The organism is Acidovorax sp. BLS4 (assembly GCF_032929295.1).
In the GTDB taxonomy this organism is placed as follows: Bacteria; Pseudomonadota; Gammaproteobacteria; order Burkholderiales; family Burkholderiaceae_C; genus Paracidovorax.
On the sequence record NZ_CP136797.1, the window covers coordinates 3,047,921 to 3,062,831 of the forward strand.

Genomic DNA, 14,911 nt, shown 5'->3' on the forward strand with positions numbered 1-14,911 from the left:
GGTGGCCCCGGCGCACCGGCCCGCACAATGAACGGTCTGCAGCGCTTGCCTGCATGGCGCAAGCAGCTCCTCAAACAATAGCCTATGTCCACGAATTCCTTTCCCCTGCTGCAGACCATCAACGACCCGGCCGACCTGCGCCGCCTGTCGCGCGCCGAGTTGAAGGACCTGGCCACCGAACTGCGCGCCTTCGTGCTCGACAGCGTCTCCAAGACCGGCGGGCACCTGAGTTCCAACCTGGGCACGGTGGAGTTGACCGTGGCGCTGCACACCGTGTTCGACACCCCGCGCGACCGCCTCGTGTGGGACGTGGGCCACCAGACCTACCCCCACAAGATCCTGACCGGCCGGCGCGACCGCATGGGCACGCTGCGCCAGTTCGGCGGGTTGTCGGGCTTTCCGCAGCGGGCCGAGAGCGAGTACGACACCTTCGGCACGGCGCACTCCAGCACCAGCATCTCGGCCGCGCTCGGCATGGCGCTGGCCGCCAAGCAGCGGGGAGAGAACCGCCACGCCGTGGCCATCATCGGCGACGGCGCCATGACGGCGGGCATGGCCTTCGAGGCGCTGAACAACGCCGGCGTGGCCGATGCCAACCTGCTGGTCATCCTCAACGACAACGACATGAGCATCAGCCCGCCCGTGGGTGCGCTGAACCGCTACCTGGCGCAGCTCATGAGCGGCCATTTCTACGCCGCCGCCAAGAACGTGGGCAAGACCGTGCTCAAGCCCGTGCCGCCGCTGCTGGAGTTCGCCAAGCGGCTGGAGCAGCAGGCCAAGGGCATGGTGGTGCCGGCCACGCTGTTCGAGAAGTTCGGCTTCAACTACATCGGCCCCATCGACGGGCACGACCTCGACTCACTCATTCCCACGCTGGAAAACATCAAGGGCCTGAAGGGCCCGCAGTTCCTGCACGTCGTTACCAAGAAGGGCCAGGGCTACAAGCTGGCCGAGGCCGATCCGGTGGCCTACCACGGCCCCGGCAAGTTCGACCCCCGCGTGGGCCTGACGCAGCCCGCCACGCCCCCGAAGCAGACCTTCACCCAAGTCTTCGGCCAATGGCTGTGCGACATGGCGGCCAAGGACGATCGGCTGGTGGGCATCACGCCTGCCATGCGGGAGGGCTCGGGGCTGGTGGAGTTCGAAAAGCGCTTCCCCGGCCGCTACTACGACGTGGGCATTGCCGAGCAGCACGCGGTGACGTTTGCCGCCGGCATGGCCTGCGAAGGTGTCAAGCCGGTGGTGGCGATCTACTCGACCTTCCTGCAGCGCGCCTACGACCAGTTGATCCACGACGTGGCCCTGCAGAACCTGCCCGTGGTGTTCGCGCTCGACCGCGCGGGCCTGGTCGGCGCCGATGGCGCCACGCATGCCGGCGCCTACGACATTCCGTTCGTGCGCTGCATTCCCAACATGAGCATGGCCTGCCCCGCCGACGAGCGCGAGTGCCGCCAGTTGCTGACCACCGCCTTCGAGCAGGACCATCCCGTGGCCGTACGCTACCCGCGCGGCAGCGGCGCGGGCGTGGTGCCCCTGGCCAGCCTGGAAGGGCTGCCGTTCGGCAAGGGCGAGGTGCGCCGCACGGGCGCGACGCCGCAGGGCCAACGCATCGCCATCCTGGCCTTCGGCACGCTGCTGTACCCCGCGCTGCAGGCGGGCGAGGCGCTGGATGCCACGGTGGTCAACATGCGCTGGGCCAAGCCCATCGACACGGCCCTGCTGCTGGAAGTGGCCGCGAACCACGAGGCCCTGGTGACGCTGGAGGAGGGCACCACGCTGGGCGGCGCCGGCAGCGCCGTGTGCGAGGCCCTCAACGCCGCGGGCGTGGTGCGGCCGGTGCTGCAACTGGGCTTGCCCGATGCGTTCATCGAACATGGCGACCCCGCCAGGCTGCTGGCGCTGCAGGGGCTGGATGCGGCGGGCATCGAGCAGGCCGTGCGCGCGCGGTTCCTGGCACCGTCCGCTGCCGCCTGAGACCGCCGGACCCGTTCCGAGACGGCCCGAGGTGGGTGGGCCTTCGCAAACGCGGCACGGGCACTGATGCCCTGGCCCCGAGGCGCCCGCTGTCGATCTCCGAGAGGGGCGCGCGCCCGATGCTTGCAGAACCCTGAATGGGCGAAACGGGTAGGTTCTTTCACGGGAAAACCCGCAAAACCCGCTGGGGGCATGTTCCTACAATCGTCCTCGGCCCACACAGTTTCTTGCCCTGGGCGCACGGTGCCCACCAGCGCCGGGTTCTGCCAACAATATCTCGGAGATCAATCCTCATGGATCGTCGTTCAATCATCAAGCACGCCGGCATCGTCGGCGTGCTGGCCGCGGGCGCGGCCCCTGCAGTGCATGCGCAGGCCAACATCCGCTGGCGCCTCGCTTCGAGCTTCCCCAAGTCGCTCGACACCATCTACGGAACGGCGGAGGTGTTCTCCAAGAAGGTCAGCGAAGCCACGGGCGGCAAGTTCCAGATCTCGGTGCATGCCGGCGGCGAACTGATGCCCGCCTTCGGCGTGGTGGACGGCGTGCAGAGCGCCTCCGTCGAAATGGCCCACACGGCCCCCTACTATTTCTACGGCAAGGACCCGACGTTCTGCCTGGGCTGCGCCGTGCCGTTCGGCCTGAACGCACGCCAGATGAACGCATGGATGTACGAGGGCAACGGCCTGAAGCTCATGCGCGAGTTCTACGCCAAGTACAACATCATCAACCTGCCGGGCGGCAACACGGGCGCGCAGATGGGCGGCTGGTTCCGCAAGGAAATCAAGTCCGTCGCCGACCTGAAGGGCCTGAAGTTCCGCACCAACCCGTTCGCGGGCAAGGTGCTGGAGCCGTTCGGCGTGATCCCCCAGTCCATCCCCGGTGCCGACCTGTACCCCGCGCTGGAAAAGGGCACGATTGACGCGCTGGAGTGGGTGGGACCGTATGACGACCAGAAGCTGGGCTTCAACAAGGTCGCGCCGTTCTACTACTACCCCGGCTGGTGGGAAGGCGGCCCGCAGCTGGACTTCTACATCAACACCAAGGCCTGGGAAGGCCTGCCGGCCGAGTACAAGGCCGTGGTGGAAGCTGCCGCCTCGCACGCCCACGTGACCATGCTCGCCAAGTACGATGCCCGCAACCCCGTGGCCATCAAGCAACTGGTGGGCTCCGGCACCAAGCTGCGTCCCTTCACGCAGGACGTGATGAACGCGGCCTTCAAGTCGGCCCAGCAGATCTACTCGGACCTGAACAACAGCAACCCCGAGTGGAAGAAAATCTACCCCGACTACTCCAAGTTCCTGGCCGACCAGAACGCCTGGTTCCGCTTCACCGAAGGCACGTTCGACCGCTTCATGCAGCAGCAGAAGCTGTAACTGCGCAATCCTCCGAGCCGCCGTGTGAACGGCGGCTTTTTTTTGGGTGCCTGGCTGGTGCGCAAGCACCAACGCAGAGTGTCTGTCGCGTCCCTCGCGGGATGTGTGGGTTGAAACGGGAGCAGGGGCTCCAAGGTTCGAATCCTGGTACTGGTCGCGCCCCCCGTGGGCGCGTGGATCATGCGCCTTGCCGCACCACGGCCATGGCTGCGCACCGCAGGGGCGGCTGGTGGCATTTCGCCCGGCGCTTCAGCGAGTTGTCGGGGGCTGGTCTTCAGAGCGGGCTTGTGGATTGCTGCCCTGCCGGACCACCGCCTCGCCGAATGCCACCAACAAGGCCGGGTCGGCCGAATGCACCCAGGCGATGCTGCCGTTGCGCCGGCGCACGAGCATGCGGGGCGCGACGATGCTGCTCAGCCAGGGCCAGTGCACGATTTTGAAAGTGGCCACTTCGCGGATGTGCACCTTCTTGTCCCACAGCCACGATTGCAGCAGGGCGTCGCCCGTGAAGCGCGTGCGGCTGAACACCATCCACCAGCCCACCCAGGCGATCAGCACACCGGCCATGCAGAAAGTGGCCAGGCTGGTGAAGGACCACTGCGCGCCGCGCAGCGCGGGCACGGACCAGGCCGCGAACGCGCCAAGCGCCACGACGATGGCCACGGCCAGCCCGCGCACCGCGGGCGGGTAGGCGGCGCTTTCCAGCCAGGTGCCCCCGGCACCGCCCGGTGCGTCCGCTGCATCCGCAGGGGGCACGTTCGGGGAGTTGCCCGTCATTGCGGCGTGCTGGCCGCGCCTTCGGCGGGTGCGGCGTCCGGTGCTGGCTCGGGCACCGGCATGGCGGGCTCGGCACCGGGTTCGGCGGCCGGGGCGGCGCTGCCCGCTGCGGGCTTTTCACCGGTGCCGAACGGGTCATCCATGTTGATGGTGGGCTCGGCGGACGAGTCGGCCGGCATCTCGAGCTGCACCTTGTCCAGGTCGACCACCTGCTCCTTGTCCAGGAAGACGGTCACTGTCTGCGGGAAGAAGATCACGATCGCCACCAGGATCAGCTGCATGATCACCCAGGGGATGGAGCCCATGTAGATGTCGCTGGACTTGACCGGTCTGTCGATGCGTTTTTCCTTGAACAGCGTGTCCGAGATGCCGCGCAGGTAGAACAGTGCGAAGCCGAAGGGCGGGTGCATGAAGCTCGTCTGCATGTTCACGCACAGCAGCACGCCGAACCACACCAGGTCGATGCCCAGCTTGTGCGCCACGGGGCCCAGCAGCGGCAGGATGATGAAGGCGATCTCGAAGAAGTCGAGGAAGAACGCCAGGAAGAAGATGAAGATGTTCACCACGATCAGGAAGCCGATCTGGCCGCCTGGCAGGTCGCTCAGCAGGTGTTCGATCCAGATGGCGCCATCCACGCCCTGGAACACCAGCGAGAACACCCGCGAGCCGATCAGGATGAACACCACCATGGCCGTGAGCCGCATGGTGCCGTCCATCGCTTCCTTGATGAGCTGCCACGTGAGCCGCTTGTGGATGGCCGCCAGGATCAGCGAGCCCACCGCGCCCATGGCACCGGCCTCGGTCGGCGTGGCGATGGCGTGGTCCATGAAGGGCAGGCCACCCATGGAGCCCAGCACCGCGAAGATCAGGATGGCCGAGGGAATGATGCCGCGCAGGCACTTGCCCCACAGGGCCCAGCCGTGCAGCGTGCGCGCCGTCTTGGGCAGGCCGGGCACGTACTCGGGGCGGAAGCGGCCCAGCAGGAAGGTGTAGATGGCGAAGATCAGCACCTGCAGGATGGCGGGGCCCCAGGCGCCCTTGTACATGTCGCCCACCGACCGGCCGAGCTGGTCGGCCATGACGATCAGCACCAGCGAGGGCGGCACCAGCTGCGTGATGGTGCCCGAGGCCGCCAGCACGCCGGTGGAGTAGCGCATGTTGTAGCCGTAGCGCATCATCACCGGCAGCGAGATCATGGCCATGGCGATCACTTGGCCGGCGACGGTGCCGGTGATGGCCCCGAGGATGAAGCCCACGATGATGACCGAGTAGCCCAGCCCGCCGCGCACCGGGCCGAACAGCTGGCCCATGGAGTCGAGCATGTCCTCGGCCAGGCCGCATTTCTCGAGCACCGCGCCCATGAGCGTGAAGAACGGAATGGCCAGCAGCAGGTCGTTGGACAGGATGCCGAACATGTTGATCGGCAGGTTCGCCATGAAATTGGCCGGGAACCAGCCCATCTCGATGGCGAAGAAGCCGCTGAACAGGCCCAGGGCCGCGAGCGAAAACGCGACCGGGAACCCGATCAGCATGATCACGATCAGCCCCGCGAACATGATCGGGGCAAAGTTTTCCATGTGCATTCTGGTGTCGTCCTGAGAGAAGTCGGTGGGGCAGGGGCGGGCGGGTGCTTACTGCACCGGCTTCTCGTAGTGCGTGTTCATCTGGATGTCGCCGCGCAGGTAGGCCACGCGCTTGATGATCTCGGCCACGCCTTGCAGGAACATCGCGCCGAAGCCCAGGGGCATCAGCAGCGCGGCGGGCCAGCGGATCAGGCCGCCGATGTTGCCGGACATCTCGCCAGACACCAGCATGTGCCAGAAGAACGGCGCCGTCAGCCAGGTGAGCAGTCCCATCACCGGCAGCAGGAAGACGATCAGGCCGAACAGGTCCACCAGCACGGGCTTCTTGCCGCGCAGCCGGCCGTAGATGATGTCCACGCGCACGTGCTCGTTGAGCTTGAGCACCAGCGGCGCGCCCAGCATCACGGTGGTGGCGAAGAGGTACCACTGGATCTCGAGCCAGGCGTTGGAACTCATGTCCAGGCCGTAGCGGATGATCGCGTTGGTGGCGGAAATCAGAGCGGCGGCGAGCACGGCCCATCCGGCCACCTTGCTGAGCTTGGTGGAAATCCAGTCCATGCCCATGGCCAATTTGAGGAGTCCTGACACGGTTTGTCTCCTGGAGAACTTGGGGAATTATTGAAATACGGCGGCCCGGCCGCTGCGCGTGGACGCAGGGCCGGCAGTGGCGCCGATCGTACTCCCGGGCTGCTGAAAAAAGCCTGACGCTGGGGGGTGGGGTTTTCCCGTGCGGCTTGGCCCTGTGCGCCGCGCCATGCAACGGCGGGGCGAAAAAAACCCCGCGACACAGCGCGGGGTAGAGGCGCCCAGAGGGCGTGGAAGGGGCCGTCTCAGCAGCCTGGTGGGCAGCGCCGTTGACGCGGCCGGGCCGGTGTCATGGAATGCGCTGGTCGTCGCCCGCGGGGCCGTCGCCCGGGCCGCGCTTGCGCGGCCACCAGTGCTCGATGCACTCGGCCGCGCGGTCCTTGCCCCCTAAGCCGAAGGCCAGCGCCAGGGCGAACACCGCGCCGCCCAGCACGATGAGGAAGCTCTGGCGCACGATGTCGCCGCCGATGCGCAGGTGGTCGAGCGCGATCAGCACGACGAAGGCCACGATCGCGTACTGGGCCAGCTTGCCCAGCAGCACGGTTTCCTTCAGGCCGCTGCGCCGGCCCTGCGCGGCCACCATCTCGCCGACGAAGCGGCCGAAGTACGCGCCCAGCGCGAGGATGATGAGCGCGATGAACAGGTTGGGCACGAACCACACCACGCGGCTGAGCAGCGCGGTCACGTAGCTCAGGCCCAGGCCGTTGAAGGCGATGAGCAGCGAGGCGAGGATGACCAGCCAATAGACCAGGATGCCGAAGATGCTGGTGGTGTCGCCCTGCACGCCGCCTTGCTTCAGAAAGCCGTCGAGCCCGGCGCGCTGCGTGAGCACCTGGAAGTTGATCGCGCGCAGCCCGCGGGTCACGGCGAAGCGCGCCGCCTTGGCCACCAGCCAGCCGGCTGCGACGACGAGCAGGGCGATGAGAAGCCGCGGCAGGAATGCGCTGACCTGCAGCAGCATGGCGCGGGCCGGTTCCAGATGAATGCTGAAATTTTCCATGGAGGGTGCCCTCAATTGATCGGGTGAACGTGGACGGTCGTTGACGGGCCGGGTGACGGGCGCCTACGGTGCCGCAGGGGCGGGCGAGGGCGAGGCCGCGGCGCCGATGAGCGCCAGCAGCCCCTGCAGCGGCACCTGCGCCCAATCGACGCGGTTGCCGAGTTCGTAGCGCAGCTCGTACAGCGCCTTCTCGATCTCGAACAGCGCCACGATGGCGCCGTCCGGCACGGGGGCCACCTCCAGGTGGGCGCCGGGGTGGGTGGCCGGGGCGCTGGCCTCCGCGGCATAGGCCTCGAGAAACGCGGCGCGCGTCTCGCGTTCCCATTGCTGGGCCGCTTCGTCCAGGCGCAGCATCTCCTCGGTGGACTGGGTCATCCGCTTGAGCGCGGCCCAGCGGGCGTAGTTGAACGAGCGCAGCATGCCGGCCACGTCGCGCAGGGGCGAGCTCTTGGCGCGGCGCTGCTCGAAGGTGCGGCCAGGTTCGCCCTCGAAGTCGATGATGACGAAGTCGTTGTCGGTCACCAGCACCTGGCCCAGGTGGTAGTCGCCGTGGTAGCGCGTCTTGTGGCCCGAAGGGGTCACGCCGGTACCCTGGCCGATGCGGTCCATGAGGGTGGCGCGCCGGGCCAGCAGGGCCTGGGCATCGGTGCGCGCGGCGGGGGGCAGGTCGGCCATGCGCTGCTCCAGCAGCGCCAGCGTGTCGGCCGCCTCGGCCAGGGCCCGCTCATGGAAGGCCTGCACGTCCTGCGCGGTGACCGGCTCCGGATCGAACGCCGGGTTGCCGGTGCGCAGCGCGAGTGCCCGGTGCAGGCCGGCGGTGCGGCGGCCGAGGGTTCGCACCAGCGCGAGGAAGCCTCCATGCACGTCCGCTGTGGCGCCCGAGGCGATGCGCGTGTCTTCCAGAAACCGCTCCAGGTAGCCCAGGGTGTATTCCCAGCCGTCGCCCTGGTTGGACACGTAGGACTGCACCAGGGCCAGCGTCATGGTCGTGCCGTCGCCCGCGACGTACTCGACCGCGCCGCCCACCGGCACGCAATGCTCGAAGCGCGCGGCCTCGGTCAAGAAGCGGCCCACCTCCAGCTCGGGATTGACCCCGTTGCGCACGTGCCGGTAGCCCTTGAGGAACAGCTTTTCGCCCAGGGTGACCACGGTGTTGCTGCTCTGCGCGCCCGGGCGGCCCACGGTGAGGTCGTCCAGCCCCTGCGCCATCCCGGCGAAGGCCACGGTGCTGCGAAAACGCAGCGTGCCGCCGCGGTCGGTTCCCAGTTGTTCGTTGGCACCGATGGCCCGCACCACCGCGCGGCAGAAGGCCTCGTCGTGGAAGGCGTCGCCCATCACGCCCACGTTGGCCTGCTGGCGCACGCGCGCCACGCCGCCGGGCGAGAGCCGGCGCATGCGCTCTTCATCGCCTTCTTCCCATGCCAGGGCCAGGGGAACGAAGTACGAGGCAGGCGGCGTGGACGGGGCCTCGACATTCAGGATCGGCAGCATCCATTCATAGCCGCCCTCGGTCTTCCACACGGTGTGGTCCTGGATGCGTGCGCGCTCGATGGCCGTGCCCTTGCCGGCGTACCAGCGCTGCAGCTCGATGTAGCGCGGCAGCGTGTCGGATTCGAATTGCACGCGCATGCGTTCGGCCATGCCGATGCGCCAGGGCATCACGTTTTCGCGGAAGAAGCTGGTCCAGCCGTCGAACAGCACCAGCACCGGGCGCTCCTGCAGGTCGAGCCCGTCCTGGTGCCAGGACGGCACCTGCGCCTCGGTGGACAGGCGGAACCAGTAGAACCCGTAGGAGTGCAGCGTGAGCAGGTAGGGCAGGTCGCCGATGGGCGGGAAGGTGACGCGGCCCAGCATTTCCAGTGGGGCGCGCCCCTTGTAGGCCGACAGGTCCAGCTCCACCGGCTGGGCGGCGCGAGACAGGTTGAACACGGTCAGGATCACGTCGTCGCCGTGTTCGCTGATGTAGGCGAGGATCTTGCGGTTGCCCGGCTTCAGGAAGATGCGCCGGCCACGCCCGAAGGCCCGGCTGGTCTTGCGCACGGCCAGCATGCGGCGGGTCCAGTTGAGCAGCGAACTCTGGTCGCTGGCCTGGGCCTCGACGTTCAACGCCTCGTAGCCGTACACAGCATCCATGATGGGCTGCAGGTACAGCCGCTGCGGGTCGGCGCGCGAGAAGCCGGCGTTGCGGTCGGGGTTCCACTGCATCGGCGTGCGCACGCCGTTGCGGTCGCCCACGAACACGTTGTCGCCCATGCCGATCTCGTCGCCGTAATAGATGATGGGCGAGCCGGGCATGGACAGCAGCATGCCGTTCATGAGCTTCACGCGGTCGATGTCGTTTTCCATCAGCGGCGCCAGGCGGCGGCGGATGCCGAGGTTGATGCGTGCGCGCATGTCGGCGGCGTACATGGTGTACATGTAGTCGCGTTCCTTGCTGGTCACCATCTCCAGCGTCAACTCGTCGTGGTTGCGCAGGAAGATCGCCCACTGGCAGCCGTCGGGAATGTCGGGCGTCTGCTGCAGGATCTCGACGATGGGGTGGCGGTCTTCCTGGGCGATGGCCATGTACATGCGCGGCATCAGCGGGAAGTGGTAGGCCATGTGGCATTCGTCGCCATCGCCGAAATACTCGCGCACGTCCTCTGGCCACATGTTGGCCTCGGCCAGCAGGAAGCGGTTCTTGTATTCGGCGTCGATCGCGGCGCGCAGCCGCTTGATCACCGCGTGCGTCTCGGGCAGGTTCTCGTTGCTGGTGCCGTCGCGCTCGATCAGGTAGGGGATCGCGTCCAGCCGGAAGCCGTCCACACCCATGTCGAGCCAGAAGCGCATGGTCTTGAGCACGGCCTCCATCACCAGCGGGTTGTCGAAATTCAGGTCCGGCTGGTGGCTGAAGAACCGGTGCCAGTAATAGGCCTTGGCCACGGGGTCCCAGGCCCAGTTCGACGTCTCGGTGTCGGTGAAGATGATGCGCGTGCCCTGGTAGATCTGGTCGGTGTCGCTCCACACGTAGAAGTCGCGCTCGGGCGAGCCGGGCGGCGCGGTGCGCGCGCGCTGGAACCAGGGGTGCTCGGCGGAGGTGTGGTTGATGACCAGCTCGGTGATCACGCGCAGGCCGCGCTGGTGGGCCGCGTCCAGCATCTCGCGGAAGTCGTCCAGCGTGCCGTACTGCGGGTGGACGTCTTCGTACTCGGAGATGTCGTAGCCGTCGTCGCGCAGCGGCGATGGGTAGAACGGCATCAGCCAGATCGTGTTGACCCCGAGGTCCTTCACGTAGTCGAGCTTGGCGGTCACGCCCTTGAAATCGCCCACCCCGTCGCCGTTGGTGTCGAAGAAGGCCTTGACGTTAAGCTGGTAGATGACCGCGTCCCGGTACCACTGGGGATCGTCGCTGGTGTCGATCTCCGTGTTCTCGGGGGTGACGGCCGGCTCTGGCTCGGGCAGGGGGTGGACCAAAGGTGCATTCATGGGCGGCTCTTCTTTTTATTCAAAATGGTCGAAGTCGTCGTGGCGGCCGACGCGCCGGCGCACCACGAACACGTGGGCGGGCGAGCGGTGCGGGTCCAGCAGCACGTAGTGCGCATCGCCCTGCCAGACGAATCGCTGCTGGCTCAGCAGGTCGTGCATCTGCCAGTCAGTGGGAGGGGGTGCGGGCTGCGAGGCCGGCATGTCGGACGTGGAGGGGTCGGTGGCCGCGATGTCCGCCGCCGACAGCCGCAGCCAGCCCGACTGCGGGTGGTGCGGGTCCAGGTTGACCACGGTGACCACGATGTTCCGTCCGTCAGCGGAGTGCTTCATGTAAGCCAGCAGCTGGTCGTTGTCCACATGCAGGAAGCGCAGCCTGTGGTCCGCATGCAGGGCCGGGTTCTCGCGCCGGATCTGGTTCACGCGGGTGATGAAGGCGCGCAGGTTGCCGGGGCGCTCCAGGTCCCAGTGGCGCAGCTGGTACTTTTCGGAATCGAGGTATTCCTCGCTGCCCGGCCCGCGCGGCAGGTGCTCCAGCAGTTCATAGGCCGGGCCGTAGATGCCGTAGCTGGCGGCCAGCGTGGCGGCCAGCACCAGCCGTGCCATGAAGACGGCCGGCTCGCCGCCCTGCAGGTGCTCGTGCAGGATGTCCGGCGTGTTGGGCCAGGCGTTGGGCCGGAAATACTCGCGGCCCGGTCCGGTGGACAGCTCGGTGAAGTACTCCGTCAGCTCGTGCTTGGTGTTGCGCCACGTGAAGTAGGTGTACGACTGGGTGAAGCCCCGCTTGGCCAGCCCGTGCATCACCTTGGGCCGCGTGAAGGCTTCGGCCAGGAAGATCGTGTCCGGGTGGTCGCGCTGGATCTCGGCGATCACCCATTCCCAGAACGGAAAGGCCTTGGTGTGCGGGTTGTCCACCCGGAAGATGCGCACGCCCTCGCCGATCCAGTGCTCGAACACGCTTTTGAGTTCGCTCCACAGGCCGCGCCAGTCGTCGCATTCGAAGTTGAAGGGATAGATGTCCTGGTACTTCTTGGGCGGGTTCTCGGCGTACTGCACCGTGCCGTCCGGGCGCCAGCGGAACCAGTCGGGGTGTTCCTTCACATAGGGATGGTCCGGCGCGCATTGGAAGGCAATGTCCAGCGCCACTTCCAGGCCCTGCTCCTTGGCGGCCACGACCAGCCGGCGAAAGTCCTGCACGGTGCCCAGTTCGGGCAGGATGGCCTTGTGCCCACCCTCCTTCGCGCCGATGGCCCAGGGGCTGCCCACATCGTCGGGCCCCGCGGCCAGGGCATTGTTCTTGCCCTTGCGCTGCTCCCGCCCGATGGGATGGATGGGTGGGAAATACAGTACGTCGAAGCCCATGGCCGCGATATCGGCCAAGCGCGCCTCGACGTCGCGGAACGTGCCGTGCACGCCCGCGGTGGGGGAGGTGGAGCGGGGGAACAGCTCGTACCAAGTGCTGTAACGGGCCCGCTCGCGGTCGGCCCGCAGCGGCAGGGCGTCGGGGTAGCGCACCTCGAAGCGGCGGTCGGGGTGGCGGCGCATCGCCGCGGCGGCGGCTTCGTCCAGCGCCAGGGCCTTGAGCATGTCTGCATCGCCCTCGGCCTGGGCGCCGCGTTCCAGGGCCTGTGCCCAATCGGTCAGGTCGCTGCGGTCGCGGGCGGCGCTGGCACGCTGGGCGGCCGCCAGGGCTTCCGCCGCGCCCACGCGCGCGGCGACGCGGATGTCCTGCGGATCGACGCGGCGTTCGAGTTCCCGGCGCCAGGATTCGAACGGGTCCACCCAGGCGGACACGGTGTAGCGGTACAGGCCTGGCTCGGGCGGGGTGAAGTCGGCCACCCATTCGTCGTTGCCGCTGGCCTCCATGGCCACTTCGGTGGCGTCTGCGGGGGCTGTGGTGGCGTTGCCATCCCGGTCGCGCCACCACTGCAGCGCCACGCGCAAGACGTCGTGCCCGTCGGTGAAACAGTGCGCGGTGATGCGGGCCGGTTCGCCGGCCACGCGCTTGGCGGCAAAGCGACCGCCGTCCACGCAGGGGAGCACGGCTTCGACCACGGCGCGCACACGGCCGTCTGTACCGCCGATCAGGGTCACCAGAGTGGACGGGCTCGCTGGCGACGCCGCAGAGGCATTGGCCGCAGGGCGGAAAGAAGAGGGCAGGGTGTCAGGCTTTGGCATGGCGCGCAGGCTCCTGTCGGAAGATAAGGGTGGAGAGCGGCGGCAGCGTGAGGCACAGCGATTGTTCCCACTGGTGCGACCGCACAGGCGCGGCCTCCACGCCGCCCAGGTTGCCCCAGCCGGCACCGCCGAACTCGCGCGCGTCGCTGTTGAGCAACTCCTGCCAGTAGCCGGAGGACGGCACACCCACCAGGTAGTTGGTGCGCGGCACGGGCGTGAGGTTGCAGACCACCAGCACCGGGCCGGCGCCGTCTTCCCGCGCCGCCCGATGGCTGGGCTTGCGCAGGAAGGCGATCACGCTCTGCCCGGCGTCGTCGGCCTCCACCCATTGAAAACCCTCCGCCGAAAAGTCCACTTCATGCAGAGCGGGCTCGCTGCGATAGACGCGGTTGAGTTCGCGGATCAGGCGCTGCACGCCACCGTGCAACGGGCTGTCGCACACCCACCATTCGAGTTCGCCTTCATGTGTCCACTCGCGGCGCTGGCCGAACTCGCCGCCCATGAAGAGCAGCTTCTTGCCCGGGTGCGACCACATCAGGCCGAACAGCGTGCGCAGGTTGGCGAACTGCTGCCACTCGTCGCCGGGCATCTTGTTGATCAGCGAGCCCTTGCCGTACACCACTTCGTCGTGCGAGAGCGGCAGCACGAAGTTCTCGTTGAAGGCATACACCAGCGAGAACGTGAGCTTGTGGTGGTGGTATCGACGGTTGACCGGGTCTTCCTTCAGGTAGGCCAGCGTGTCGTGCATCCAGCCCATGTTCCACTTCATGCCGAAGCCCAGGCCGTTCATCTCCACGGGGCGCGAGACCATCGGCCAGGCGGTGGATTCCTCCGCGATGCTGACCGTGTCCGGGTGGTCGCGGTAGACCGCTCGGTTGAGCAGCCGCATGAACTCGATGGCTTCCAGGTTCTCGCGGCCGCCGTGGCGGTTGGGTATCCACTCGCCGTCCTTGCGGGCGTAGTCCAGGTAGAGCATGGACGCGACCGCATCCACGCGCAGCCCGTCCAGGTGGTACTTGTCGAGCCAGAACAGGCCGGAGGAGATGAGAAAGCTGCGCACCTCGTGCCGGCCGTAATTGAAGATGGCCGAGCTCCATTCGGGGTGGAAACCCTGGCGCGGGTCCGAATGCTCGTACAGGTGGGTGCCATCGAACTCCGCCAGCCCGTGGGCGTCCACCGGAAAGTGGGAGGGCACCCAGTCCAGCAGCACGCCGATGCCGCGCTGGTGCAGGTGGTCCACGAAGTACATGAAGTCCTGCGGGGTGCCGTAGCGCGAGGTGGGCGCGAAGTACCCGGTGGTCTGGTAGCCCCAGGAGCCATAGAACGGGTGTTCGGTGATGGGCATCAGCTCCACGTGCGTGAAGCCCAGGGACGTCACATAGTCCGCCAGTTCATGGGCCAGTTCGCGGTAGTTCATGAACTGGCCGTTTCGGCGGCGCCAGGAGCCGGGGTGCATCTCGTAGATGGACATCGGCGCATCCAGCGCGTTGCGCGGCCCGCGCGATGCCATCCAGTCGCTGTCGCCCCATTCGTAGTCGAGCGACCAGATGCGCGATGCGGTGTTGGGCGGCAATTCGGCACACACGGCGAAGGGGTCGGCCTTTTCGAGCACGCGGCCCCCGTTGTGCGACACGATGCGGTATTTGTAGGCTTGGCCGTGCGCGGCGTGGGGGGAGGCTCCCTCCCAGATGCCGCTGCCATCGGACCGGGCGTGGAGCACATCCGCATCGGGGTTCCAGCCATTCCAGTCGCCGATGACCGAGACCGATGCGGCGTTGGGTGCCCAGACGGAAAAGTCCGCGCCGCCGCCCTCGCTGCGCAGGTGGCAGCCCATGGCCTGGTAGAGGCGTGAATGCGTTCCTTCGCGAAGGAGATAGGCGTCGTGGGCGGTCAGCAGGGCGGTGTGGGGCAAAGGCACGGGCTTGGATCCTTGGGGGAGTGGGCGCTCCGCGGCGCAGGGCGCGCCAGCGCAACCGGTT

At 67.5% G+C, this 14,911-nt stretch carries 9 protein-coding genes; 2 read left to right on the forward strand and 7 right to left on the reverse strand.

What is annotated here, in order from left to right; translation table 11 throughout:
• The first annotated feature begins 84 nt into the window (after window positions 1–84).
• Window positions 85–1,974, forward strand: a complete 1,890-nt coding sequence (gene dxs, locus R1Z03_RS14145; RefSeq protein ID WP_317351934.1) for a 1-deoxy-D-xylulose-5-phosphate synthase — start codon at window positions 85–87, stop codon at window positions 1,972–1,974.
• A gap of 293 nt (window positions 1,975–2,267) precedes the next feature.
• On the forward strand, window positions 2,268–3,347 hold the full coding sequence (locus tag R1Z03_RS14150) for a TRAP transporter substrate-binding protein (protein WP_272548513.1): 1,080 nt from the start codon (window positions 2,268–2,270) through the stop codon (window positions 3,345–3,347).
• Window positions 3,348–3,596: 249 nt separating this feature from the next.
• Here the strand turns inward: R1Z03_RS14150 and R1Z03_RS14155 are convergent, their stop codons facing one another.
• The 7 genes from R1Z03_RS14155 to glgB all read right to left on the reverse strand — a co-directional run bounded on the left by R1Z03_RS14155 (window position 3,597) and on the right by glgB (window position 14,844).
• Window positions 3,597–4,124, reverse strand: a complete 528-nt coding sequence (locus R1Z03_RS14155; RefSeq protein ID WP_317351937.1) for a hypothetical protein — start codon at window positions 4,122–4,124, stop codon at window positions 3,597–3,599.
• A complete protein-coding gene (locus tag R1Z03_RS14160) occupies window positions 4,121–5,707 on the reverse strand; it encodes a TRAP transporter large permease subunit (protein ID WP_284425072.1) in 1,587 nt (528 codons plus the stop codon). The genes R1Z03_RS14155 and R1Z03_RS14160 overlap by 4 nt, the downstream gene beginning before the upstream one ends.
• A gap of 48 nt (window positions 5,708–5,755) precedes the next feature.
• Window positions 5,756–6,295, reverse strand: coding sequence for a TRAP transporter small permease subunit (locus tag R1Z03_RS14165; protein ID WP_272564385.1), 540 nt, complete (start codon window positions 6,293–6,295; stop codon window positions 5,756–5,758).
• Between the two features lie 286 nt (window positions 6,296–6,581).
• Window positions 6,582–7,292: a hypothetical protein gene (locus R1Z03_RS14170; protein ID WP_284405925.1), complete on the reverse strand. Its 711-nt coding sequence runs from the start codon at window positions 7,290–7,292 to the stop codon at window positions 6,582–6,584.
• Window positions 7,293–7,355: 63 nt separating this feature from the next.
• Complete coding sequence (gene treS, locus R1Z03_RS14175; RefSeq protein ID WP_284428957.1) at window positions 7,356–10,757, reverse strand: maltose alpha-D-glucosyltransferase; 3,402 nt, start codon at window positions 10,755–10,757, stop codon at window positions 7,356–7,358.
• A gap of 15 nt (window positions 10,758–10,772) precedes the next feature.
• On the reverse strand, window positions 10,773–12,932 hold the full coding sequence (locus tag R1Z03_RS14180) for an alpha-1,4-glucan--maltose-1-phosphate maltosyltransferase (protein ID WP_317351943.1): 2,160 nt from the start codon (window positions 12,930–12,932) through the stop codon (window positions 10,773–10,775).
• Window positions 12,919–14,844 carry a 1,4-alpha-glucan branching protein GlgB gene (gene glgB, locus R1Z03_RS14185; RefSeq protein WP_317360375.1) on the reverse strand — a complete coding sequence of 642 codons (1,926 nt, stop codon included), beginning with the start codon at window positions 14,842–14,844 and terminating at the stop codon, window positions 12,919–12,921. The genes R1Z03_RS14180 and glgB overlap by 14 nt, the downstream gene beginning before the upstream one ends.
• Window positions 14,845–14,911 lie beyond the last annotated feature (67 nt).